The sequence below is a fragment of the Bacillus licheniformis DSM 13 = ATCC 14580 genome, from assembly GCF_000011645.1.
GTDB classification, from domain to species: Bacteria; Bacillota; Bacilli; order Bacillales; family Bacillaceae; genus Bacillus; species Bacillus licheniformis.
Map to the genome: position 1 here is coordinate 1,161,105 of NC_006270.3, position 25,397 is coordinate 1,186,501.

A 25,397-nucleotide genomic window follows, 5' to 3' on the forward strand; every position below is an offset into this window, starting at 1 on the left:
AGACGGGCTTAGTGGGAGCAGTATTTTTATCAGGCAGATCCGGGAGTGGGAAAACGACCTTTATCCTGAATGAAATCAGAGAAAAACTTCGCGATGAACCGCTCGGAAAACCGATCATTTTTCTAGTCCCGGATCAAATGACGTTTTTAATGGAATACGAGCTTAGCAAAACACCAGATTTGGGCGGCACCATCCGCGCCCAAGTGTACAGTTTTTCACGGCTTGCCTGGCGAGTGCTCCAACACACCGGAGGCATGAACCGGCCGTTCTTGACGGGAACGGGCATTCAGATGCTGCTGCGGAGACTGATTGAAGAGCATAAGGGCGAGTTTAAAGTCTATCAAAACGCAAGCGATAAAAGCGGATTTACGGAGCAGGTGGAACGGATGCTGACCGAATTTAAACGGCACTGTCTGCCGCCTCAAAGCATCCGGGATATGATGGAAGGGACAGGCAAGTCGGAATACGAAGATGAACGGATTCTTTCCGATAAATTGCACGACTTATATATTTTGTACAGCAAGCTTGAGGAAAATCTGGAGAATCAATATGTTCAATCTGAAGATTATTTGACCCTTTTAGCCGAACAGATTCCGTATGCGGAAGAGATTAGAAACGCTGCCGTTTACGTTGACGGATTTCACCAATTCACGCCTCAGGAGATGAGCGTACTAGAACAGCTGATGGTACATGCCGAAGAGATCACGTTTTCGCTGACGGCGGATAAGCCGTTTACGGCAAACAGCCCGAATGATCTCCATCTGTTCAGGATGACCGGGAAGGCGTACTATGACCTTTACCAAAAGGCGAAGGAACTCGGCCTTGATCCGTCTGAAGTGCGGCTGGAAGAAACGAAACGGCACCGGCATCATCCGGAGCTTCAGCATCTTGAACGCTATTTTGATGAACGTCCTGCAAAACCGTATCCCGGACAGACGGAATCGCTCCGCATCATGCAGGCGTCGAACAGAAGAACCGAGATTGAAGGAATTGCGCGCGAGATTCATTCTTTAATCCGCCAGGGCCGGTTCCGGCTTAGGGATATTGCTGTCATCGCCCGCAATGTTGAAGATTATAAAGATACGATAAAAGAAGTTTTTAAAGACTGCGAACTTCCTTTTTTCATAGACGGCAAGGAATCGATGCAAAATCATCCGCTTATTGAGCTGATCCGTTCGACGCTTGATATCATTAAAGGAAATTGGCGGTATGAAGCCGTGTTCCGCTGTGTCAAAACGGAGCTTTTATTCCCGGAAGGACAGCCGAAGGAACGGCTGCGCGAACAGATTGACCAGCTTGAAAACTACTGTATTGCTTATGGCATTAAAGGAGACAGATGGACAAGCAAAGATCCGTTTGTTTACAGAAGATACGCTTCACTGGATGAGGATTTTGCCAAGACAGACAAAGAGATTGAAACGGAAAATATGCTCAATGAACTAAAGGGCTGGATCGTTCCGCCGATTCACAGGCTGCAGAAGCGCTTGAAAAAAGCTGAAACAGTAAGGGAAATGGCCGAAGCCGTCTACCTTTATCTTGAAGAAGCCGATGTTCCGATGAAGCTTGAACAGGAAAGGCGGCTAGCCGAAGAAGGCGGAAGGATTGCCGAGTCGCGCCAGCATGAGCAAGTATGGGATGCCGTTATTCAACTGTTGGACGAGTTTGTTGAAATGATGGGCACAGAGCGGATTTCGTTTGCGTTATTTCAGCAAATGATCGAAACCGGATTGGAGTCTTTGAAATTCGCGCTGATTCCGCCCGCACTTGATCAAGTGTTTATCGGCAATATGGACCTTTCAAGGATGTACGGCACGAAATGTACATTTCTCATCGGTGTAAACGACGGCATACTTCCGGCGAGGCCTGCGGATGACGGCGTGCTTTCAGACGAGGACAGGGAGTGGCTGAAACGAAACGGCGCACAGCTGGCGGCAACAGGGCGAGAGCAGCTATTGGACGAGAATTTTCTGATCTATATGACGCTTTCAAGCCCGTCTGAAAAGCTTTATGTCTCCTATCCGATCGCTGATTCGGAAGGGAAGACGCTGCTTCCTTCAACAGTGGTGAAACGGCTGAATGAACTGTTCCCGGACAGCGAAGAAAAGATGCTGATTCATGAACCCGAGCAGCTGGACGATGAAGCCCAGCTTGAATTTCTCGTGAATAAAGGCATCGCCTTGAGCCATTTGGCAGGGCAGCTCGGCATCTGGACGAGGCAGTATGCGATCAGCGATGTATGGTGGAGTACATACAACTTTTTAATGAATGAGCCTGACCGCATCTTTTCTCAAAACATCCTGTCCAGCCTGTTTTTCAGAAACAAGGTCGAAAACCTAAACCGGCATGTGAGCCGCGATTTATACGGGGAGCACATTCAGGGAAGCGTGTCGCGGATGGAGACGTTCAAGGCCTGTCCGTTTTCCCATTTTGCTTCGCACGGCTTAAAGCTGAAGGAACGCCAATTTTTCAAGCTTGAAGCTCCGGATATCGGTCAGCTGTTCCACTCTGCGCTGAAGCTGATTTCAGACCGGCTTCACGAGCTTAAACTGGATTGGCGCGACTTAACGAAAGCCCAGTGCGAGACTTTGTCAAGCGATGCAGTTGAACGGCTTGCGCCTAAACTGCAAAAGGAGATTCTGCTCAGTTCGAACCGTCATCATTATGTGAAGCAGAAGCTGCAAAAAATCATTGCCAGGGTATCGGGCATTTTAAGTGAGCATGCAAAAGCAAGCGGCTTTGCCCCCGTCGGCATAGAGCTCGGATTCGGAGGGAAAGGTCCGCTTCCTCCAATGCGTTTCACCTTGAAGAACGGTTGCACGATGGAGCTTGTCGGCCGGATCGACAGAGTGGATAAAGCGGAGAGCTCAAAAGGGTTGCTGCTTAGGATTGTTGATTATAAATCAAGCGATAAAGGCCTCGATTTGGCCGAGGTGTATTACGGGCTTGCCCTGCAAATGCTGACATATCTCGATTTGTCGATCACGCATTCAACCGATTGGCTCGGCATGAAAGCATCCCCGGCAGGCGTGCTCTATTTTCATGTGCACGATCCAATGATCCAGGCTTCAGTGCCGCTCGGCCTTGATGAAATAGAAAAAGAGATTTTCAAAAAGTTCAAGATGAAAGGGCTGCTCCTGGGAGACCAGGAAGCGGTCAAGCTGATGGACACCACCCTGGAACAAGGCAGGTCGAATATTATCAGCGCCGGTTTGAAAAAAGACGGCTCGCTCCGTTCGGATTCTGACGTTGTTGCAGAAGAGGATTTTCATGTATTGAGGCGTCATATCCGCCGGACATTTCAGCAGGCCGGCGAGGAGATCACAGACGGCAAAGTGTCGATCGAGCCTTACAAGCTAAAAGACCGGACACCGTGCACATATTGTTCATACCGGTCATTCTGCCAGTTTGACGAATCGCTTGAGGAAAACGAATACCGAATATTAAAACCTGAAAAAGACAGCGTGATATTGGAGCGGCTGAAAAAGGAGGATGAGGCAGATGGAGATTTCTAAACCGAAGGGCAGCACCTGGACTGATGACCAATGGAAGGCGATTGTCTCATCCGGCCGGGACATTTTAGTTGCGGCAGCGGCCGGTTCCGGAAAAACGGCCGTGCTGGTTGAACGGATCATTCGGAAAATAACGGATCAGGAACGACCGGTAGATGTCGACAGGCTGCTCGTCGTCACCTTTACAAATGCATCTGCGGCTGAAATGAAGCACAGGATCGGCGAAGCGCTCGAAAAAGAGCTTGCCGAAAATCCGGGATCGCTTCATTTGCGCCGACAGCTTGCTTTATTAAACAAAGCGAGCATATCAACATTGCATTCATTCTGTCTTCAAGTCATCCGCAAATATTACTATTTGATCGATGTCGATCCGGCTTTCCGGATCGCCGATCAGACGGAAGGCGAGCTGCTCGGCGATGAGGTGCTGGATGAACTGTTTGAAGAAGAATACAAAAAAGGCAATCCTGCCTTTTTTGAACTTGTAGACAGATATACGACAGACCGTCATGACCTCGACCTGCAGCATCTTGTCAAGCGGGTCTACGAATTTTCCCGTTCGCATCCCGATCCGGAGGGCTGGCTTCACTCATTGGCTGAACTGTATGACGCGGCTTCGGATACGAAGGTTGAGGCTCTGCCGTTTTATTCTTACATTAAAGAAGACATCGCACTCGTTCTGGAAGGTATGCGGCAAAAGCTGACGCGCGCGCTTGATTTGACGAAGCAGCCCGGGGGGCCTGCTCCGCGCGCCGAAAATTTTCTCGATGATTTAGCGCAGATCGACAGGCTGATTCAGCAGCAGGATGATTTTTCGGCCCTGCATGAGCTTGTACCGACCGTTTCGTTTCAACGATTGAAGCCATGCAAAGGTGATGAGTACGATCCCAGATTGGTTGATGAGGCGGCAGACCTCCGCAACAGTGCGAAAAAGCAGCTTGAAAAGCTGAAAAGCGATTATTTTTCGCGAACTCCGGAGCAGCACCTTGAGAGCCTGAGGGAAATGAAGCCTGTCATTCAGACGCTTGTCCAGCTCGTGCTGGAGTATGGCAGGCGGTTTGCGGAAGCGAAAAAGGAAAAGGCGATCGTCGATTTTTCAGACCTTGAACACGACTGCCTTGCGATTTTATCCGTGAAAAATCCGGCGGGCGAGGCCGTGCCGAGCGAAGCGGCGAAGTTTTACCGCCATCAGTTCCACGAAGTGCTTGTTGATGAATACCAGGATACGAACCTGGTCCAGGAAGCGATTTTAAAGCTCGTCGCCAAAGAGGAGCATGAGGGGAACCTGTTTATGGTGGGCGATGTCAAGCAGTCGATTTACCGGTTCCGCCTGGCTGAGCCGCTTTTGTTCCTCTCGAAATATAAACGCTTTACAGACGATGGCTCGGGTTCCGGCCAGAAAATCGATTTAAATAAAAACTTCAGAAGCCGTTCAGATATTTTGGACAGCACGAACTTTTTATTCAAACAGCTCATGGGAGAAAAAGTCGGGGAAGTCGAGTATGACGAACAAGCCGAATTGAAGCTCGGCGCCTCTTATCCGCCGAACGAAGCGACAAAAACGGAGCTTCTGCTCATCGAAACCCCGAGCGGCGCGCCGGGTGAAGAGGCTGAAGAGCTTGAGGCGGTCCAGCTTGAAGCAAGAGCGATGGCCGGGCAGATCCGCAGGCTGATTACAGAAAAATTTCAAGTATATGATGCCAAAGCGAAAGCGTCGCGAAACATCCAGTACCGTGATATCGTGGTGCTTTTGCGGTCGATGCCTTGGGCGCCTCAAATTATGGACGAGTTTAAACAGCAGGGAATACCCGTATACGCGAACCTCTCAACTGGTTATTTTGAGGCGACAGAAGTATCGGTCACACTGTCTTTATTAAAAATCATCGATAATGCCTATCAGGACATCCCGCTTGCGTCCGTTCTCAGATCGCCTGTTGTGGGTCTTGATGAGAATGAGCTTTCCTTGATCAGAATCAAAGATAAAAAAGCGCCGTTTTACGAAGCCATGAAAGCGTACCTTGCTGCAGCAGACGGCGATGAGAGGCTCAGCGAAAAGCTTCGCCGCTTTGACGGTCTGCTCAAGAAGTGGAGAGCTTATGCGAAAAACCACTCTGTAGCAGAGCTGATCTGGGAAATCTACCGGGATACGAAGTATTTGGATTATGTCGGCGGAATGCCGGGCGGAAAACAGCGGCAGGCCAATTTGCGCGCGCTTTACGACAGGGCGAGATCCTATGAAGCGACATCATTCCGCGGCTTGTTCCGCTTTTTAAGATTTATTGAGCGGATGCAGGAGCGGGGCGATGACCTCGGAACGGCAAGGGCTCTAAGCGAACAGGAAGACGTTGTTCGGCTGATGACGATCCACTCAAGCAAAGGGCTTGAATTTCCTGTCGTATTTACCGCCGGTCTCGGACGGAATTTTAATATGATGGACTTGAACAAATCTTATCTGCTGGATAAAGAGCTCGGTTTTGGAACGAAGTTTATCCATCCGAAGTGGCGGATCAGCTATCCGACGCTGCCGCTTATCGCGATGAAGAAAAAACTCCGCCGCGAGCTTTTATCAGAGGAGCTGCGCGTCTTGTATGTCGCCCTTACCCGGGCCAAGGAAAAGCTGTACCTGGTCGGGACGGCGAAGGATAAAGAAAAGCTGCTTGCCGACTGGCGGACACAAGCGGCCGGGTCCGAGTGGCTGCTCCCGGATTATGAACGGTTTCAGGCAAAATCATATCTGGATTTCATCGGACCTGCTTTGATGAGGCACAGAGATATGGATGAATCCGGGGCGCCGCCTGTGATTGATGAGATCCGCGAACATCCGGCGCGCTTTCAGGTCAGCTGGCTGTCCGCCGCGGATCTACAAGCTGAGGCTGTCGATCAGGCCGGTGAAGAAAGACACGACCGGCTCGTCCAAATTCAAATGGGCCATGCGATTGAAGGCGCCTTTGAATATGAGCAGCAAGTCAGAGAACGACTGGCATGGTCATATCCATACAAGGACGCCGCCAAAGTCAGAACAAAACAATCTGTCTCAGAAATGAAACGGCAGAAGGAATACGAGGATGAATACGGCGACCGCTCGCTTATTCGTCCATCACAGGAGGCTCTCCTGTTTAAACGGCCGTCCTTTATGATGGCAAAAGGCCTGACCGCAGCCGAACGGGGGACGGCGATGCACACCGTCATGCAGCATATTCCGCTGACCCGTACGCCTGAAAAGAATGAGCTCAGCCGCCTTCTAGACAGGCTTGTTGAGAAAGAGCTGTTAACAGAAGACCAGCGGGCAGCGATTGAAGAAGACGACATTCTTGCATTCTTTGATACGGAAATCGGACAAAAGCTTTTCGGCGCCCGCCGCGTCGAACGGGAGGTTCCCTTTAACATGACGCTGTCCGCTAAAGAGGTTTATCCGGATCTTGAGTCAGCCGATGAACCTGTTTTGATACAGGGAATTATCGACTGCCTATTCGAGACGGAGGACGGTTTTTACCTTCTAGATTACAAAACCGACCGGATACACGGAAAGTACCGGAACGGCTTCGAAGGGGCCGAGCCGATTTTAAGAAAACGTTACGAAACACAAATTCAGCTTTACGCACGAGCCGTTGAAACGATGATTAAAATGCCGCTCAAAGGGCGCGCGCTGTACTTTTTTGACGGAGGACACGTGCTCTTATTTTAATATGAAGCAGCTTCCCCCTGACGATTTCGGGGGGAGCTTTAATGAAAAGAGAGGTGAGGCGCACATGCGAATTTTACATACAGCGGACTGGCATTTGGGAAAAACGCTTGAAGGGAGAAGCCGACTGAAAGAACAGGAGGATTTTCTTGAAGAGCTCGCAAGGATCGTAAAAGATGAAAAGATCGACGCTGTTATCATGGCCGGAGACGCTTTTGACACAGTGAACCCGCCTGCACTGGCTGAACAGCTTTTTTATGAAAGCCTCTCAGCCTTGTCTGACAAAGGAAACCGTCCGGTCGTCGTGATTGCCGGCAATCATGACAATCCGGACCGCCTTTCCGCGGCCTCTCCGTTAACGACAGACCACGGCATCCACTTGATCGGGTACCCGAGGACTGCGCCGGTTGACATAGAAGTCGCTTCTAGTGGGGAGATCTTGTCAGTCGCGGCGCTCGCCTATCCTTCCGAGTCCAGACTGAATGAAGTGCTGTCGGAGACATTTGATGAAAAGCTGCTGCGCGACCAGTATGATGAGAAAATCAAGCAGACCTTTCAGCGTATGTGCAGCAAGGCGAGAAAGGACGCGGTGCAGATTGCGGCAAGCCATATCTATGTGGCCGGCGGCAGCCAGACGGATTCCGAGCGGCCGATCGAAGTCGGAGGCGCATATACGGTCGCTGCGGAAAGCCTGCCGGAAAACGCCGCATATGTGGCGCTCGGGCATCTTCATCGCCCGCAGACGATCAAAAGGGCCCGCACGCTTGCCAGATATTCAGGCTCACCGCTTGCCTACAGCTTTTCCGAAGCGGGATACGCAAAATCAGTCACCATTGTCGAAGCCGCACCCGGTCAAACGGCATCATGGGAAGAGGTCCATTTGACGAGTGGAAAACCGCTCGTCAAATGGAAGGCGGAAAAAGGGATGTCCCAAGTGTACAGCTGGCTGGAGGAAGAGCGGGATAAAAACGCGTGGATCGATCTTGAAATCCATCTGACAGACCAGCTGTCGATTGAAGAGATTCACCGATTGAGAAAAGCGCGTCAAGGCATCATCCATATACGTCCGGTTTTTGAGGAAGCCGCATCGGCTGAAGAGAAGTCCCGGTCCAGAAACGTTCCGATTGAAGAACGGTTTAAAGCGTTTTATGAAAGACAAACCGGCGGAGCGGTTCCCGATGAGGAAACCGTCAAGCTGTTTCTGGAACTCGCCTCAGGATCGGAACAGGAAGAGGGGGATGAAACATGAAGCCGATTTCTCTGTCTATTAAGGGCCTGCACAGTTTCAGGCAGGAGCAGGTGATCGATTTTGAGCGCCTGTGCGATGCCGGTGTATTCGGCATCTTCGGGCCGACCGGAAGCGGCAAGTCGTCGATTCTTGATGCGATGACTCTTGCTTTGTACGGGAAAGTGGAGCGGGCCGCCAATAATACGCACGGCATTTTGAACCATGCCGAAGATGAGCTTGCCGTATCGTTTACGTTTAAGCTGCAGACAGGCCATGAGACGGCTTATAAAGTGGAACGGGTCTTTAAGCGGACAGACGCCGTCAAGGTCAAAACGTCGATATGCCGCTTTATTGAAATGAAAGAGGAACAAATCGTCCTGGCCGATAAAGCGAATGAAGTAAACCGAAAAATCGAAGAGCTGCTGGGCTTGACGATCGACGATTTTACAAGGGCAGTCGTCCTGCCGCAAGGAAAATTCGCCGAATTTCTTTCCTTGAAAGGAGCGGAGCGAAGGCAGATGCTTCAGCGCCTGTTCAACCTTGAACAATACGGGGACAGGCTCGTCAAAAAACTAAAGAAACAGGCGCAAACAGCTCAGTCCAGAAAAAACGAGATGCTTGCCGAGCAGGCTGGATTGGGCGATGCGGGGGAAGAGGCGCTGAAGCTGGCGGAACAGCATCTCGAAGAAGCCGAAACCCTTTTGCAAAGCAAGAGGCGCGAACGAGATGCGGAAGCGCAGCGCTTTGCGGAGTACCAGGAAATTTGGAATCTGCAGCAAGAAAAAGAAAGCTATCTAAAAAAAGAGGCGGAGCTTTTAAAGAAAAAGGAACAGATCCGGGAAAAAGAAAGCCGCCTGCATCTCGCTGAAACGGCAAATACGCTCAAGCCTTATGCAGACGCCTTTCTGGCAGCGCGGGAAGATGCCGAGCGCGCACTTCGGGAAGAAAAACAAGCGCGGGAACAATTAGAACAATACGAAGAGCTTCATAAAAAAACAGAGTGCGAGTACGAGAATTTCAGGCGTCATAAAAATGAAAAAGAACCGGAGCTTCTCAAGCAAGAAGAACAGCTCACCGCTTTGAAGGAAATTGAAAACAAGCGGCTTGCCGCACAGGCAGAAGCTGAGAAAAAGCAGCGGGAACAGCGCTTGAAAGAAGAGGAAATCAAGCATGCGGCAGACGAACTGGCCAAGGTGAAAAGCCTGCTTGAACGCGGGACAGCCAAGCAAAATCAGCTGAAAGCGGAGCTGAAATCTGTCCAGGTATCCAGCGAAGAGCGCAAAAACTGCCGGAAGGCCAATCAGCTTGCTTTTCACATTCAGCAGCTTAACAGCGATGCCGCTTTAGAAAAAAAACGGCTCGATCAGCAGGAGGCGCTGATCAAAGAGCTCCGGCAAGAACAGCAAGCGGTGGATCAGAAGGTGAAGGATGAAACCGAACGCATCCAGGCATTGTTTGCCGCTGTCGAACGAGCGTATGCGCTCGTTTGCGAAACGGACAGATCGCTCTCTGAGACCGTCCGTCTCGCGACTCAAAAGAAAGAAGAGATTGTCGCAAAACGGAAACAGGCAAACCGTGATCAGCTGGCAATCGAACTGGCAAAGCAGCTCAAAGAGGGTGAGCCTTGTCCGGTCTGCGGGTCTGTACATCATGAAATGCCCGCGGGTGTCGGTACGGAAAGCCCGTCCTTTAAAGAGACGGAATCCGAACTGGAGAAAACGGAAGCCATCATCGCAGAAGCCGGCGCGCTGGCTCAGGAGTTTCTCTCAGCCAAAGTGGCGCTCGAACAGCAGTCCGGCCACCTGATGAGCGAATGCCCGTTTTTAGTCAAAAGCAAACACGAACTGCCTGAAACTGCTGCATCGCTAGAAGAAGGCACCATTCCCGAACGGTTCAGCCGCATCAGCTTTGAATGGAAAGGAATCAGACAGGATCTCGCCGAGACAAAAAGCCGGATGTCAAAGCTCCTTCACACATATAAAGAGCTCTGCAAAAAACGCGACCAAATCAGCGAACGCCTCAGCCATGAAGAAAAAGAGCAAAACAGGCTTCAAAACCGCGTCCGCGAATTGAATGACGAGTTAAATGAACGCCAAAAAAGCTTCGGCGAACAATTCGGCGGCCTCTCTTATGAACAGGCTGAAAAATGGCAAAAAACGATTGAAGAAAAAGATCTGGCCGCAGAGGAATTCGAAAAGCGAATCGAAACGAGCGTCGAATTTCTCACGGAACATGAACAGCAAAAAGAGAAGCTCACCGAGCGCTTGTTTGCGCTTGATAAAGAAAAGCTTGACCTTCATTATGCGGTCGAAAGCCTCAAAAAAGACATAAACGATTATCAAAAAGAGCTGACGGGCTATCCCGATACAGCTGCGATCGACGAAAAGCTTCAAGACGTGAAAACGCAGTTGGCCAAGCTGCATGAGCAGGAACAGACGCTTTACGGACGGCTCAAGGAGACCGAATCCGAAGTCAGCCGTTTAAGAGGACAGACTAAAGGGTGTGAGCTCGCTTTGCGCGAAGCGGAAGCAAGGCTTGCGAAAGCGGCGGACATCTGGCAGGAAAAAGCCGGAGGCACACCGTTCGAAAAGGCCTCTGAAGTGAAAGCGAGCATTTTGGACCGCGATGAGCTTTCCCGGCTGAAAGAAGACATTCAACTGTATTGGGATCACACAAAGCAGTGCGAGTCCAATATCAAGCGAATTACGGAAAAGCTTGACGGCAGATCTGTTTCTGAAGAGAATTGGGAAAAAGCCGCAGTCACGAAGGACCAGGCGGAGGAGGCATTCAGCAAAGCTCTAGAGGAAAGGGGAGCGGCCGGCAAAGCTCTCGCCGTCATCCGCGAGAACCATAAAAGGTTTAAGGAGCTTGAAACATCGTTGGCTGAATGGCAGACATACATCGACCGCCTTGATAAGCTCCAAGCCGTCTTTAAAGGAAACAGCTTTGTTGAATACTTGGCAGAAGAGCAGCTTGAAAGCGTCACAAGAGACGCATCTGCAAGACTCGGAGAACTGACAAGGCAGCGGTATGCAATTGAAGTCGACTCAGAAGGCGGCTTTGTGATGAGGGACGATGCCAACGGCGGAGTCAAGCGCCCTGTTACGAGTCTGTCAGGCGGGGAGACATTTCTGACTTCGCTTGCGCTGGCGCTTGCACTCTCGGCGCAGATTCAGCTTCGCGGAGAGTATCCGCTCCAATTCTTCTTTTTGGACGAAGGATTTGGCACGCTGGATCAGGATTTGCTGGATACGGTCGTGACTGCGTTGGAGAAGCTTCAGTCTGACAATCTGTCGGTCGGTGTGATCAGCCATGTTCAGGAACTTCGGGCAAGGCTGCCGAAAAAGCTGATTGTGCATCCGGCTGAACCAAGCGGCAAAGGTACAGCCGTATCGCTTGAAATGATTTAATCTTATAACCAAAAAGCAGCCTGCTTCTAAGGAAGAGGCTGCTTTATGCATTTCCGACAACATTCTGGTCGCTTACATCCGGGTCTATATAATTTGTCGCGTTTATACCATTATTGACGATAAGGAAATCTCCAGTGTTACCAGCACCAGAACCGAGCGCAGACTTTGAAGTGCTTTTTGGAGATAGATAAAAAGAATCGCCGAAATTCACTACTCCTCCTGAGATTTCATTGATTTTAATGGGTCCGACAATGGCTGGCATGATTGATCGACATCCTTTGTAGAAGTCTCTGAACCAGTATATGTCGGCCGGGCTGCTATTGTGAGTTCCTTGCGGGAGGAAGCTTTCTGATATGTTTGACTCTCGAGTCGGCATTGATGCGGCGCGTTGAGCCGACCTGAGCAACGGAGGATGATGATACACCGTTGATTTTAATCGCCCTTACACGGATGAAGGGGATCTCATGGAAAAAAGCCGAGCATACGCCGGTTTCTGGGAGAAGTTGCGGGATCGGCTGCCTGAAAAGCTGAAAATCATCCTGTTTAAATGACCCTTCATTTCCGTAAAAAAGAGAAAGGTATCTTTGAACGGCGAGAACTTTTGACTTGAGAAACTGCTCTTCCGTGTCTCCGATTTGCAGCGTGCTGCTTATTCCGACAGAGTGTACTTTTAAAAACTTCACTTTGGACGTTCTGAGAATCATGATTCCGGCGCCAGCGGGACAAACGGCCCGACAATGAGAGATTCAGGCGGTGTATCAAAAATCGATGACAGAGAAATGCAATCCGTATCACCGACCAGAAAAACAGAAGAAGTGGACACACCGGTGATCACAATATTGCCTACATCAAAACAGCGGTTCACAACGGTAAAATTCATTCGTTTTCATTTCCTTTCATTTCGTCAGGTATTGATTTGAGAAAGTGCTCGATTGCCCGTGCGATATCTCGTTTGACATAGTCGGCCAGCCGTTCTGCATGCTCGCGGGGCTGGATGTTTCCGTCAGGCTTTACATGTTTGACGTAGTAGCGGATACGGCTGTCGATTTGCTTTCTGATGTCTTCGATAATGTGGTGGCGGTTTGTATCGTCCAGTTTGCTGTCATACCGGTCTTCAAGCTGTTCCAGCAAACGAGGGGTCTCTTCGTTTAAATAGGCATCGACAAGCTGTCTCGTTTGCTGCATCAGCTGGCTGTCAAGCTCCTGCTGAAGCATTCCGATACCCGGCGGCTGTTGGCTGATTTCAAAGTTTTCGACATTATCCGGGTCCGCAGGATTGAGTCCGATATTTAGCGTTCCGTCCAAGCGTTCAATTTTTAGTTGATCAAATTTGTATTCGATCCGGTCGATCCGGGTGCCGGGATTTTCTTTCAGCTGGTTCAACTCCGAATGCAATACGGCAATCTGACTTTCGAGCCTCTGGATTTGCGCAGCCTGCTGCTGCAAATACACATACCAGTTCTGTGGATTGCTTTGTTTCATGAGATTACACCCCCGTATATCTATGGTACTGTAACAGAAGGAGCGTGAAGAGGAACGAGAGTCGGTTGAGTCCCATCTCCAAAAGCGTCGTCAAAGACTTCGCCGGTTACCGGAGGTGCGGGTTCTGTGTAGCTTCCGGTATTGTACAGGTTGGCAAGTGTTTTGATTGAACCGGCGCTTCCAATCTGCAATACGGAAGAGTTGCTGATTCCTTCAACTCTTAAATAATTGATTTGTATTGTTTGATTGATATAAAAGTTCATGCCTTCACTCCCTACAGGTTGCCTGCGACCGGCTGATCGATTACATCGTTGTCATATGTGTTGGTGATGCTGTTCTGGTTGTATACTCTGAGTCCGTCTCCGGTATTGAAGCTGCCGGCACCCGCAAATGTTTTAACTTCTGCATAAGGAGAAATCGTGATGCAGTCTCCGACATGAACAACGCCGCTCGTACCGACGGCATTTACTTTAAAAGCTCCGACAATAGCTGGCATGATGGCACACCCTTTAATTGATCAAACATTTTTTTATGGGCTATACACCATATCCTATGTTGATTAGGCGCTTTTGTGATTAAAAATGAGGTTCTTCCGTGAGTGCAGATCACATACTGGTGAAACTAATAAGATGAGAAAACGTATGAAGAAGGAAAACGTGCGATAAGGGGAGAGACGTATGTATTTTCAATTGAATCCGATATCAATCGCTGCAGCCCTGCTGTTCTTTGCGGCCGCATATGCAGTCGGAATAAAAAAGCAAACCTGGATATTGCGGGGGTTTCGCCGGGAAAGGGTAAGGGATCAGGTTAAGCTGGCGAAAATCGCTGGGTATTTCTTTTTGAACAGCGGATTTTTGTTATTTTTAAATGGGGTTGTTTACATCCCGTATCAAGAGTCTTTTACACCTTCAGCCATTCTTGCCTACGGTATTTGCACGATGATTTATGTTCAAAAAACAATGGCCGAATAGCCCAAGCTGCGACCCGAAATCAACGGATGATGAAATGGAGGAGGAAGGAGGCCGGCATCAGGCGCAGCTTGCAGTCGGAGGTCATGACGTGTGGCGGCCTTTTCTTTCTTCCGCATGCACGCAGTTATCATCCTTTTGCATTCTTTGATTCAGCAAGTTGTCCAATTCCTGACTGCATCGAATGGCCTCTTTGGAGTTGATGCCGAACTTTTCGGCAGCTTCAAATAAGGCCAGTCTTTTTGCTTCAATTTTATTGTTCATCATGGCAGTCTCCAACTTTCGATTTGTATTTTGAGTCGGTAATTTCAGGTATTCAGCGCATTGATGTCCTTGATATTGCTAGTATACCTTATTTTGTGTAAAAGGGATTTTTTTCGCCAATATGACAAAAAATGTGACATTTTTTTCGGAGGACAGCGACAGTCTATTATCGGGAAAGCTCGAAAAGCAGGAACCGCTTCCTCTGATCGATGAAATGAAAAATTTGTTTTTGCTCATCTTCGAGCCGGCTGTATGTGACGGTTGTATAAGGATCATGTTCAAGAAAAGGCGCGATTGTCTCGTGCCAGTTTACCGCATACCGCGAAAGCCGGCTGATTGTAAATTGGCGGTGCAAGACATTTTTCATTAAATTAAAGTATTGGGATTGAAAAGCCGGGATGTCGAGCAGCCTTGCAGACAGCGTATTATAGCCTTTCGCCGGAATCCGGTTGTGCTCCATTTCTTCCCCGTGAATATTCCGTCCCCATGTCGCGTCATAATCCCATGGAATGATTTGAAACGTTTTTGTGCGACCGTTTAAATAAAGCGCGTAATTATGGACAAAGCCGTCGAAATTTTGGGTGCAGACGGCGCCGATGAGCCACAGCAAATATTGTTTGACATCGAGATAGCGTTTGATTTCTTTTTCAAATATGTCGTCTTTGGCGGTATTGATAAAGTAGATAAACTCATGGAGGTAGTCATCGTGGCGGCTTGAACCCGTTTTTCTTTCGTATCCCTGCATGAGATTTTGCTTAGCCTTTTTATTGAAGGAACTCAGCAGAGAAAAATTAGCATCGTCATCAACGGCATAATAAATGGCCCCCCTTTCTAAATTTCTCCTCTTTAAGAAATGATCGTCAACAGATTCGATTTTTAAATAGATGCCTTCTTTTTTTTCATTGATATAAAGGAAAACGTGTGATGCTGCTGGCGCAAGGACGCCGATTTGTTCAAAAAAATGAAAGGAAAGCCTGTTTCTGATGAAAGACGGATCATGATATTCCGCGTTCAAATGAAACGCAGCCTTTTCTTTATTGTCCGGATATTGAATGAAATAGGATTTTTTCGTCAGTTTGCGGGTGTGGGCCCCTCTGTATGACACTGCGACAGGCGTCTTTGCTGAACCGGTCAAGAGCATGCCGGGAACGGCTTCATCACTCCAGACGTCTTTTTTCAACTCAAGCAGATGCTTCGGATGAATGTGCAGCCTAAAGGCCGGCAAGGCAGTGGCACTCATCATCATTTCCTCCTTTTTCAGCTGACATATCATATGTGAAAAAAACCTGTCCCGGAAGCAGACCGCCTAAGTTTGAACAAAAACAGTCATTTGCCTCAGTACACTTGTCTTTACGGCGCGTATGATAAATCAGGACATAAAAAAGGAAGAACAGGAGGTTACAAGATGAGTGGTGTCCATGATCATGACATTAAAAAGGCAGTAGACCAGCTGAAGAGCGAAGGCAGAGACCATTATTTAGACCGGGAACCCGAAGAATACGCCGGCTCTGGAAAAGAGCGGCGTCCGCATAACATTTGGGATCTTTGGTGGGGAATAAAGCCGGACAGAAGCAAAAAACATCATAAAAGCAAGAAGCATGACGACTATGAAAAGCCGGATAAAAGCAAAAAGCCCGACAAAAGCAAGAAACCCGATGACTGCAAAAAGCCTGACAAAAGCAAGAAACCCGATGACTGCAAAAAGCCTGACAAAAGCAAGAAACCAGACGACTGTAAGAAGCCTGACAAAAGCAAAAAACATCACGACTGCAAAAAACGCGACAAATGCGGCCGCAAACGCCCCGACCATCATCGCTGCAAGAAGACTCACCATCATAAAAGAGGCGGCTATGAAACCATTACAAAATGGTCTGACGGAAATCTGACCGAGGTCATCTACCGGAAAAAATAAGAAAAGCGGCTTGCTGCATGGTGAGCCGCCATTTTCTTTTCCGGGAAGGAACGCCCGGGACTTTAGAAGCGGTTTTCTGAAAGAGGAAAGGAATTTTCGTTTTTTTAGAGAATATGTAGAATAGCTTTAAATCATACTGCGGGGGAATATTTATGAAGTTTGCGACAGCAAAGCTGCACAGCCGTACATTTGTAGGGCTTGTCATGGATGAGAAGATAATGGATTTGCAAAAGGCGGAAAAAAAGCTGTTTGAGCTTGAAACGATACCTGAAACGCTTATCGAATGCGTAAGCGAGGGAGAGAAGTTTGTCCGCCATGTCGAACAGCTAGTGGAATGGTCAAAGAAGAAAAACAGCGAAGAGAGCGGTTCGTATATTTATCCGCTGTCAGACGTCGATTTGCTTGCACCGATTCCCGAACCGCGGAAAAATGTGATCTGCATCGGAAAAAATTATCGGGATCATGCGATTGAAATGGGAAGTGAAGCAGATATTCCCGAACATATCATGGTGTTTACAAAAGCGCCGACTTCGGTCATCGGCCACATGGAAGGGATTGATGCCCACGAAGGCGTGACAGAGGCGCTCGATTATGAAGGCGAGCTCGCGGTTGTCATCGGCAAAACGGGAAAAAACATCCCGAAAGCTGAAGCGCTCGACTATGTGTTCGGCTATACGATCATTAACGATGTGACGGCGCGCGATCTGCAAAAGAGGCACAAGCAGTTTTTTATCGGCAAAAGCCTTGATGCGACCTGCCCGATGGGGCCGTTTCTTGTACATAAATCAATGATTGAAGACCCCGGTGACCTGAAGGTGGAGACGAGAGTGAACGGCGAACTCCGCCAGTCGGGGAGCACAAAGGACATGATTTTTCCGATTGCGGAAATGATCGAAACGCTGTCCAAAGGAATGACGCTTGAAGCGGGGGATATTATCGCAACCGGTACGCCGTCAGGAGTCGGCAAAGGCTTTAATCCGCCGAAGTTCCTCCGAAAAGGCGATCAGGTCGACATTACGATCGAACCGATCGGAACGCTTTCCAATCCAGTTAAATAAAGGATTGTCAAAAGGATGGCTTTAGCATATAATGAAGCTGTCAAATTTTTTAGAAATGAGGGATGTGTGATGAGAATGGATATTGTCTTTTTTGCCCAACAAACGATCATTGCACAGCCCATGTAATATTTCGACTGGTATTCTTCAAATGGATCTGGTGATATTTCCATGGGCTGTGAACCGGCTCATGGAGTGTTTATATGTTGAAAGAGCCGTGTATTTGCGGCTCTTTTTTTAATCAATCATCAGATCTTTAGGAGGAAACCGAATTGAATTTATCAGCATTAGGCATCAAATATATCATGGAAGCTTTAAAGGATGAGGAAGGTCTGGTTTTGGGAAGGATCGCCCTTGAGCATAAAAGGTTGTACCGGGTATGGACGGAAGAAGGTCAGTGGCTTGCCGAAATCTCCGGCAGGCTGCGGTTTGAAGTGGAAAGCCGCGGAGACTACCCCGCTGTCGGCGATTGGGTGTATATGCGCCCACGCGGCGGCGAAAAGAAGGGAATCATCACGGAGGTCGTTCCCCGATTCAGCAAATTTTCGCGCAAAGCGGCGGGTGAGCCGGCGGAGGAACAGATCACCGCAGCAAACGTCAATACGATCTTTCTCGTCAATGCGCTCGGTCTGGATTTTAATGTGAGAAGAATCGAACGCTACTTGCTGCTGGCATGGGAAAGCGGAGCCAATCCCGTCATCGTCTTAAGCAAAGCGGACATTGCTGACCGGATTGAAGAAAAGGTGCGCCAGGCGGAGTCCGTGGCATTCGGGGTGCCGATTCACGTCATCAGCGCTCATGAAGGCAGTGGGATGGATGAGCTGAAAGCGTATGTGAAACAAGGGGAAACCGTCGCCCTTTTAGGGTCGTCAGGCGTCGGAAAATCAACGATCATCAACTTTTTTCTGAAGGAAGACAGGCAAGCCGTCCAATCCGTTCGTGAAGATGATGACAAAGGGCGGCATACGACGACGCACAGGGAGATGTTTATGCTGCCTGAAGGCGGGCTTTTAATCGATACGCCGGGGATGCGGGCCTTAGAGCTTTGGGAATCGGAAGAAGGATTCAAGCAGAGTTTCAGCGATATTGACCAGCTTGCACAAAACTGCCGATTTTCAGACTGCCTGCATCAAACAGAACCCGGCTGCTCCGTGCGGGAGGCGCTGGCTGACGGGAGGCTGGATGCCGGCCGGTTCCAAAGCTACCTGAAATTAAAAAAAGAGCTCGAATACCTCGAAAGAAAAACGGATAAACGGGCGATGCAGCAGGAAAAAAAGCGGTGGAAACAGATAACGAAAAGCATGAAAAAGAACAAAAACAAATAAATGAAAAAGGCGCTGATAAATGGCTTCAGCGTCTTTTTGCTGCGGAAATGACAGCGTTCACATTGTTTTGTTTAATGGACCGGTTCATGATAAGATAAGAACGATACCTGATTTGATAGGGGGAAAAATGAATATGACGCATATGCATATCACGTCTTGGGTGATCGCGCTCATTTTAGTGTTCGTTGCTTACGGGCTTTACTCATCTGGAAACAGCAAAGGCGCAAAAATTACACATATGATTCTCCGCTTATTCTATATTATCGTTATCATTACCGGGGCGCAGCTTTTTTTAAAGTTCACGGCATGGAACGGAGAATACATAGCGAAGGCCTTGCTCGGCCTCATCACCATCGGATTCATGGAAATGCTTTTAATCCGCAGGAAAAACGGAAAAGCGGCCACTGGGATCTGGATCGGCTTTATTGTCGTTCTGCTCTTGACGGTTGTGCTTGGACTCCGGCTTCCGCTGGGCTTTAAAGTGTTTTAATTAAATGACATCGGTTCTTTATGAGGACTGGTGTCTTTTTTATGTCGGCGGCTTGAATGTTGAAATCATAACGATTCGTTCCCCATCTGAAGCGGTCCATTCAAATCTGTCCTTCCACTCCTCTTTTCTTTCGTAATGATGCTGCAGGGCGCATTGTTTCATATCATGAGAAAACTGATAAAACGAAACGCCCTTGACATCCTTTTTCTCGGGCCAAAAGCTCAGGCCGTTATAGGCGAAGACGCAGTCAAAGACGGAAAAGCCGAGGCTGTTCAGCTGATCCAAAAAAGAATAGAACTGTCCGTCTTCCAGATCGTTCAAAAATTCGAGGAATGCCTGTTTTACCGTTTTCAGATAACGGATCGGTTCTCCTCCTGTCAGCTTCACGGTCTCCGGTTTTTCCGTTACGGCGAATTGATCAAACAGTTCGGCTTTTTGCCATTCTCCGTCTATGCTGATGAAAACTCCGGGGCTGTTCAGGCTTTCAACCAAAAGCAAATCTCCTTCTTCATTTTCAATCAGGCAGATCCCGTCTTCCATTAAAATTTTGCCGTAAATCCATTTGCGCTTTTCGGCATAAAGTCGTTTCTGGCGTTCGGTGTCCATGGGCGGTCTCCTTTCTTATTTCGTTTTTTCCAAAACGGGCTTGTCTCATACAAGACTCTGTTGGACAATTCAACTATTATTTTAAGGTGCATAAAATAGGTAAAGTGACAAAGGAAGTGAAGCCTAAAGCAGAGGAAGTACATTAGAATTGGAGCTGATCGACAATGTGTGGAATAACGGGGTGGGTCGATTTTAAGAAGCCGCTTGTCCGAGAGCAGTCAATCATGGAGAAGATGACTGATACGCTTTCGAAAAGAGGACCTGATGATACGAATATTTGGGGAAAGCGCCATGTTTTATTCGGACATAAACGCTTGGCAGTTGTGGATCTGGAAGGCGGCAGACAGCCGATGACCCGCACACATCAAGGATATGATTATACGATTTGCTATAATGGCGAGCTCTATAATACGGAGGATTTGCGAAAAGAGCTTAGGCGGCGGGGGCATCAATTCAAGAGCCACTCAGATACAGAGGTTTTGCTTCATTCATACATGGAATGGAAAGAGGAATGCATCGACAGGCTGAACGGAATTTTTGCATTTGCGGTATGGGATGAAAAGCGGGATCTTCTTTTTGCGGCACGCGACCGGCTTGGTGTTAAACCGTTCTTTTACACCGAACAGGGCTCATCATTTTTGTTCGGATCTGAAATCAAAGCCATCCTCGCTCATCCTGAAGTGAAAGCAAAGGTAGACCGTTCAGGGCTGGCAGAAATTTTCGGCCTCGGCCCGTCACGATCGCCGGGGAGCGGTGTTTTTAAAGGAGTAAAGGAGATCCGCCCGGGGCATGCGATGATTTTCTCAAAAGACGGTTTAACGGTTTGGCGCTACTGGAATGTGAAAAGCGAGAAGCATACGGACAGCTTTGACGAAACGGTGGAAAATGTGCGGTCGCTGTTTCAGGACGCCGTTACAAGGCAGCTTGTGTCTGATGTGCCGGTATGTACGTTTTTATCTGGAGGGGTCGATTCGAGCGCCATTACCGCAACGGCCGCCAAGCATTTCGAGAGAGAAGGGAAGGCGCCCCTTCATACGTTTTCGATCGATTATGAAGACAATGAGCAATATTTTACGTCAAGCTCATTTCAGCCAAACGCCGACGGCCCGTGGATTAAAAAAATGTCCGATGCATTCGGAACGGTTCATCACAATTGCGTGATATCCCAGGAGGAGCTGGCTGCCTATTTGGAAGAAGCCGTACTGGTTCGGGATTTGCCGGGGATGGCTGATGTCGATTCTTCCCTGCTATGGTTCTGCCGCGAGATTAAAAAAGACTTTGTCGTGAGCCTTTCAGGGGAATGCGCGGACGAAATTTTCGGCGGCTATCCTTGGTTCCATTCGGCAGAAGATGTGAAAGGTTTCCCATGGATGAGATCAATGGAAGAACGGATCGGACTTCTGCAGGACGGCTGGCAGAAAAAGCTGAACCTCAGCGAATATGTGAAGGCAAAATATGAGGAAACAGTTAAAGAAACACCGCTGCTGGAAGGAGAAACGGGTGCGGAGAAACGAAGGAGAGAGCTGTTTTACTTAAATATGCTCTGGTTTATGACAACGCTCTTGGATCGAAAAGACAGAATGAGCATGGGTGCGAGCCTCGAGGTCAGGGTTCCGTTTGCAGATCACAGGCTTGTCGAGTATGTCTGGAATATTCCATGGGATGTCAAAATGCATGGCAGCCGTGAAAAAGGCATCTTCCGCAAGGCGCTGGAAGGCATTTTGCCTGATGAAGTGCTGTACCGCAAAAAAAGCCCATATCCGAAAACGCACCACCCGGCCTATACGAAAGCCGTGATACGCTGGCTGGAGTCATTGCTGGAGCAAAAAGACTCGGCGCTCTATGCTTTCTTAGAAAAGAAAAAACTGGAGCGGCTGATTGAGACGGAAGGTGCATCATTTCAAGTTCCGTGGTACGGACAATTGATGAAGGGACCGCAGCTGATCGCCCACCTTGCCCAAATCCATACTTGGTTTGAAAGTTATCGAATTGATATCGAGGAATAACATAAAACACCCGGCATATGCCGGGTGTTCTGCGTTTTGGCAGCTAAGCTATAAAGAAACGGCGGCGTTTATTTTGAACACCGCCGATTTCTATGATCAGCAAGCCGGCCTGAGAGCCGGATGCATGAGAGTCACACCTGTTCAGTTTTGGAAGAAGGTCCAGGCTTTAAATTGTTGAGCCGTGAGACAAGATCCGTTCCGAAAGCGGAGCTTACGTCAACATCGTCCTGATCGATGTAGCTTTCTTTATACTCGTACGCGGAAGAACCGTGTTCGGCATAATCTAGTCCGGAAATTTCCTCCTCTTTTGATACCCTGATCGGAGCGAGGGCTTTCATTGCCGCGGCGACAGCGTATGTGGCAGCGAGGGTCCAGGCCGCGATCGACAAAATGCCGACGGCTTGAATGCCAAGCTGTGCGGCTCCTCCTCCGTAAAAGAGACCGCTCGATGTATTGAAAAGCCCGACTGCAAGCGTCCCCCAAACACCGCAAATACCGTGAACGGCAAGGGCGCCGACGGGATCGTCAAGCTTCAGCACCTGGTCGATAAACTGAACGCCGACAACTAAAATGACACCGGCGATGAATCCGATCAATATCGAGCCTGTAAATGAAACGCCGTCCGCGCCCGCGGTAATTCCGACAAGGCCGCCTAGCGCGCCGTTCAGCGTCAGGGAAGGATCGATCCTGCCGTAGCGGAAATAAGTGAACAGCGCCGAGCTGACGACTCCGCCCGATGCCGCTAAAAGGGTTGTGGTGATGACGTGCGGGACGGCGGCGGGATCAGCCGCAAGCGTGCTTCCGCCGTTGAACCCAAACCAGCCGAACCACAGGATAAAGACGCCGAGAGCGCCCAGCGGAATGCTGTGCCCTGGAATGGCGTTGACCTTGCCGTTTGTATATTTTCCGATCCGCGGCCCGAGAAACATGACAGCCGCAACTGCGCCCGCAGCGCCTGTCAAGTGAACGATTGAAGATCCGGCAAAATCGACAAATCCGAGGTCGTACAGCCAGCCTTCCCCCCAAGTCCAATGGCCGACAACCGGATAGATGAGACCGGTCATAAACAGCGTCAAGATCATGTAGCTGCCAAGCTTCATCCGTTCAGCGACAGCGCCGGAAATAATGGTGGCGCACGTAGCGGCAAACACGGCCTGAAAGACGAAAAATCCGACATCCTGATCACCCGCTAGAGCAAAACCGCTTGTGCCGATGAACCCGCCGGCGCTGTCCCCGAACATGAACGCGTATCCGGCGAAGAAATAAAGGATGGAGCCGATAGAGATCGTCAGGAAGTTTTTCATTAAAATGTTTAACGTGTTTTTAGCTCTTGTAAAGCCTGATTCAACCATCGCAAAACCGGCGTGCATAAAAAAGACGAGCAGAGTGCCGATGGCTACCCATGTCATGTTGACCGAGTCATTGACCGATTGCACCGTCGGTTCGGCGGCCAGAGCTGATGCTGCGAGGAAAAAACTGAGGAACAGGACGGCAGATACCTTGGTTTTCATAAGAATCACCCTTTCTTAAAGTATCGACTAAAAGAGAGCAGGAGGGAATCGGTCGTTTTAGACAATCGCTTCCTTTCCTGATTCCCCTGTCCGGATTCGGATCGCGTTTTCAATTGGAAGGACAAAGATTTTTCCGTCGCCGACCGTATTTGTCGAACATGTGCTTTCGATTTGATAATTTCATCAACGCTCTCCGATTCAATCACCATTTCGACTTTCACTTTAGGCAGCAGCTTGATTTCGTAGGAGGTGCCGCGAAACAGAGCCTGCTTCCCCCGCTGCTGGCCGCAGCCGGCAACCTCTGAGACGGTTAATCCGTTTATGCCAACCTCTTCAAGCTTTTTGCGGAGGCGGGGGAACTGTTCGGGGCGTATAATCGTTTCGATTTTTTTCACAATGCAAATCCTCCTTTTGGTGTAAGGTTATATTACGTTTGTTGTTATGTTTCTTATCATACGTAAAAGTAAATTGAAAATCAATACGAATTTTCAAAAAAATTAATCTATTAGACCTATTCTTTGAGAGGTCTGTGTTCATAGAATGGCAGTCTCGTTAAGTTTTATAACATGAAAAAACCTGCTTTCAACTGAAAGCAGGTTATGCTGCAAATCCTTTTTGAAGCCACATTTTAGATCTCCATCTTCTGTACATTAAAATTCCCCTGACCCATTCGTCGGCGATGAAGGAAAACCAAATTCCCGCCAGGCCGAATCCGAGCTGAATGCCGAAAATGTAAGCGATCGGAAGTCCGATTCCCCACATCGAGACAATCGCCATATAAACCGGATATTTCGCGTCTCCCGCAGCTCTGAGAGAATTAATGATGACCACGTTAAACGAGCGGCCGGGCTCCAAGATAATCGTCAAAAGGATCAGTATACTGGCCGTTGCGATAATATCGGGATTGCTGCTGAAAATGCCGATCAGCTGTTTTGAAAACACAGCGAAGAGAACGGAAGTAAATGTTGTAATGGCCAGAGCCCACCACAGGCTTTTCAGGCAGCGGCTGTATGCTTCATCAAATTGCTTCGCGCCGATATGGCGTCCGATTAAGATTTGCGTTCCCTGGCTGATCGCTGTGCCGAAAAGCATGATAAACATCATCAAATTTTGGGTATAGACTTTTGTTGTCAGCGCCTGCGCGCCCATCAGCGTGATAAAATAGGTGACAATCATCTGTGACGCGTTATATGACAGCTGCTCCCCTGCTGAAGGAATCCCGATTTTCAGCAGTTTTTTCAGGTGACTTTTCTTTAAGACAAACAGCCGTTTGGACAACAGCGGCATGCCGACGCGCTTTTTGACGAGCAGAGCGATCGCCAAAAGGCCGATGATGCGCGCGATTGAAGTGGACATTGCCACGCCGGCCACGCCTAAAACCGGAAAGCCGAACGGTCCGAATATGACAAGATAGTTGCCGGCGATGTTCAGGATATTCATGCCGATGGTTACAACCATTGTGTCCTTTGTATACCCGTAGCTTTTCAAAATGGCGCTGAACGTCATAATGAGCGCTTGGACAAAGGACAGTCCGCCGACGATCTGGAGAAAGATGCCGGCTTCAGCAAGCAGGTTGGCGGAAAGGCCCATCATCAATAAAAGCGGTTTGGCAAATATATAAATCGCCGCACTGATGAATAGACTGATGATAAAATTGGCGCTGATGGAAACATAGCCGACTTCCATTGCTTCGGCTTTTTGCCGCGCCCCTAAAAATTGAGAAATAATGACGGTTGTTCCTGTTGCGATAAAACCGAACATCACAATGATCAAGTTCAGCATTTGGTTGCTGACGCCGACGGCTGCCACGCTGTCGTCGGAATATTGGCTGAGCATCAGGGTATCTGCGTTGCCCATTAACATATATAATGAAACCTCGATAAAGATAGGCCAAGTCAATGCGAATAAAGAGAGGTTTTGAGGTGCTGTTTTTTTCATGGCGTTTGACCCCT

At 48.8% G+C, this 25,397-nt stretch carries 21 protein-coding genes and 1 pseudogene; 10 read left to right on the forward strand and 12 right to left on the reverse strand.

All coding sequences use genetic code 11. The features are described 5' to 3' along the window. Window positions 1–11 precede the first annotated feature (11 nt). The 4 genes from addB (at window position 12) to sbcC (ending at window position 11,826) form a co-directional block, all read left to right on the forward strand. Complete coding sequence (addB, locus tag TRNA_RS27255) at window positions 12–3,512, forward strand: helicase-exonuclease AddAB subunit AddB (protein WP_009328899.1); 3,501 nt, start codon at window positions 12–14, stop codon at window positions 3,510–3,512. Beyond that, window positions 3,499–7,191, forward strand: coding sequence for a helicase-exonuclease AddAB subunit AddA (gene addA, locus TRNA_RS27260; protein ID WP_011197743.1), 3,693 nt, complete (start codon window positions 3,499–3,501; stop codon window positions 7,189–7,191). Before addB ends, addA begins: the two co-directional genes overlap by 14 nt. Before the next feature lie 64 nt (window positions 7,192–7,255). Then, complete coding sequence (sbcD, locus tag TRNA_RS27265; protein WP_011197744.1) at window positions 7,256–8,437, forward strand: exonuclease subunit SbcD; 1,182 nt, start codon at window positions 7,256–7,258, stop codon at window positions 8,435–8,437. After that, window positions 8,434–11,826, forward strand: coding sequence for an exonuclease subunit SbcC (gene sbcC / locus TRNA_RS27270; protein WP_011197745.1), 3,393 nt, complete (start codon window positions 8,434–8,436; stop codon window positions 11,824–11,826). Before sbcD ends, sbcC begins: the two co-directional genes overlap by 4 nt. Before the next feature lie 43 nt (window positions 11,827–11,869). Here the strand turns inward: sbcC and TRNA_RS27275 are convergent, their stop codons facing one another. From TRNA_RS27275 to TRNA_RS27300, 6 genes are read right to left on the reverse strand one after another with little or no spacing between them, the layout of a single operon-like run. Further along, complete coding sequence (locus TRNA_RS27275; RefSeq protein ID WP_009328895.1) at window positions 11,870–12,088, reverse strand: spore germination protein; 219 nt, start codon at window positions 12,086–12,088, stop codon at window positions 11,870–11,872. 55 nt (window positions 12,089–12,143) lie between these two features. Then, a complete protein-coding gene (locus TRNA_RS27280; RefSeq protein ID WP_009328894.1) occupies window positions 12,144–12,530 on the reverse strand; it encodes a spore germination protein GerPE in 387 nt (128 codons plus the stop codon). Then, window positions 12,527–12,706 (reverse strand): germination protein GerPD, encoded by a 180-nt coding sequence (locus TRNA_RS27285; protein ID WP_009328893.1) that lies wholly within the window; start codon window positions 12,704–12,706, stop codon window positions 12,527–12,529. Before TRNA_RS27285 ends, TRNA_RS27280 begins: the two co-directional genes overlap by 4 nt. Beyond that, window positions 12,703–13,308: a spore germination protein GerPC gene (locus tag TRNA_RS27290; RefSeq protein ID WP_009328892.1), complete on the reverse strand. Its 606-nt coding sequence runs from the start codon at window positions 13,306–13,308 to the stop codon at window positions 12,703–12,705. Before TRNA_RS27290 ends, TRNA_RS27285 begins: the two co-directional genes overlap by 4 nt. 20 nt (window positions 13,309–13,328) lie before the next feature. Continuing rightward, window positions 13,329–13,571, reverse strand: coding sequence for a spore germination protein GerPB (locus TRNA_RS27295; RefSeq protein WP_003180443.1), 243 nt, complete (start codon window positions 13,569–13,571; stop codon window positions 13,329–13,331). Window positions 13,572–13,582: 11 nt separating this feature from the next. Further along, window positions 13,583–13,804, reverse strand: coding sequence for a spore germination protein (locus TRNA_RS27300; protein ID WP_003180445.1), 222 nt, complete (start codon window positions 13,802–13,804; stop codon window positions 13,583–13,585). 181 nt (window positions 13,805–13,985) lie between these two features. On the opposite strand from TRNA_RS27300, the gene TRNA_RS27305 reads away from it, so the two are divergent. After that, a complete protein-coding gene (locus TRNA_RS27305; protein WP_011197746.1) occupies window positions 13,986–14,279 on the forward strand; it encodes a DUF3784 domain-containing protein in 294 nt (97 codons plus the stop codon). Window positions 14,280–14,360: 81 nt separating this feature from the next. Here the strand turns inward: TRNA_RS27305 and TRNA_RS27310 are convergent, their stop codons facing one another. Together TRNA_RS27310 and TRNA_RS27315 are read right to left on the reverse strand one after the other, a co-directional pair. Next, window positions 14,361–14,540, reverse strand: coding sequence for an aspartyl-phosphate phosphatase Spo0E family protein (locus TRNA_RS27310; protein WP_011197747.1), 180 nt, complete (start codon window positions 14,538–14,540; stop codon window positions 14,361–14,363). A 166-nt stretch (window positions 14,541–14,706) separates the two neighbouring features. After that, window positions 14,707–15,780 carry a CotH kinase family protein gene (locus tag TRNA_RS27315; RefSeq protein WP_011197748.1) on the reverse strand — a complete coding sequence of 358 codons (1,074 nt, stop codon included), beginning with the start codon at window positions 15,778–15,780 and terminating at the stop codon, window positions 14,707–14,709. Window positions 15,781–15,945: 165 nt separating this feature from the next. On the opposite strand from TRNA_RS27315, the gene cotG reads away from it, so the two are divergent. From cotG to TRNA_RS27335, 4 genes are all read left to right on the forward strand, one after another. Then, complete coding sequence (gene cotG / locus TRNA_RS27320) at window positions 15,946–16,452, forward strand: spore coat protein CotG (protein WP_009328889.1); 507 nt, start codon at window positions 15,946–15,948, stop codon at window positions 16,450–16,452. Between the two features lie 152 nt (window positions 16,453–16,604). Beyond that, window positions 16,605–17,510, forward strand: coding sequence for a fumarylacetoacetate hydrolase family protein (locus TRNA_RS27325; protein WP_003180452.1), 906 nt, complete (start codon window positions 16,605–16,607; stop codon window positions 17,508–17,510). Window positions 17,511–17,779: 269 nt separating this feature from the next. Then, window positions 17,780–18,832 (forward strand): ribosome small subunit-dependent GTPase A, encoded by a 1,053-nt coding sequence (gene rsgA, locus TRNA_RS27330; protein ID WP_011197749.1) that lies wholly within the window; start codon window positions 17,780–17,782, stop codon window positions 18,830–18,832. A 133-nt stretch (window positions 18,833–18,965) separates the two neighbouring features. Then, the gene (locus TRNA_RS27335; RefSeq protein ID WP_011197750.1) at window positions 18,966–19,322 is read left to right on the forward strand and encodes a YisL family protein; all 357 of its coding nucleotides are present in this window, start codon (window positions 18,966–18,968) and stop codon (window positions 19,320–19,322) included. 39 nt (window positions 19,323–19,361) lie between these two features. On the opposite strand, the gene TRNA_RS27340 is transcribed toward TRNA_RS27335, so the two are convergent. Then, window positions 19,362–19,928 (reverse strand): DUF2777 domain-containing protein, encoded by a 567-nt coding sequence (locus TRNA_RS27340; RefSeq protein ID WP_003180458.1) that lies wholly within the window; start codon window positions 19,926–19,928, stop codon window positions 19,362–19,364. Window positions 19,929–20,092: 164 nt separating this feature from the next. On the opposite strand from TRNA_RS27340, the gene asnB reads away from it, so the two are divergent. Beyond that, the gene (gene asnB / locus TRNA_RS27345) at window positions 20,093–21,934 is read left to right on the forward strand and encodes an asparagine synthase (glutamine-hydrolyzing) (RefSeq protein ID WP_003180460.1); all 1,842 of its coding nucleotides are present in this window, start codon (window positions 20,093–20,095) and stop codon (window positions 21,932–21,934) included. 131 nt (window positions 21,935–22,065) lie between these two features. Here the strand turns inward: asnB and TRNA_RS27350 are convergent, their stop codons facing one another. The 3 genes and pseudogenes from TRNA_RS27350 to TRNA_RS27360 all read right to left on the reverse strand — a co-directional run bounded on the left by TRNA_RS27350 (window position 22,066) and on the right by TRNA_RS27360 (window position 25,383). Beyond that, window positions 22,066–23,445 (reverse strand): ammonium transporter, encoded by a 1,380-nt coding sequence (locus TRNA_RS27350; RefSeq protein WP_011197751.1) that lies wholly within the window; start codon window positions 23,443–23,445, stop codon window positions 22,066–22,068. A 57-nt stretch (window positions 23,446–23,502) separates the two neighbouring features. Beyond that, a pseudogene (locus tag TRNA_RS27355) lies at window positions 23,503–23,840 on the reverse strand (P-II family nitrogen regulator). A gap of 202 nt (window positions 23,841–24,042) precedes the next feature. After that, a complete protein-coding gene (locus TRNA_RS27360) occupies window positions 24,043–25,383 on the reverse strand; it encodes an MATE family efflux transporter (RefSeq protein WP_003180465.1) in 1,341 nt (446 codons plus the stop codon). Between the last annotated feature and the right edge of the window lie 14 nt (window positions 25,384–25,397).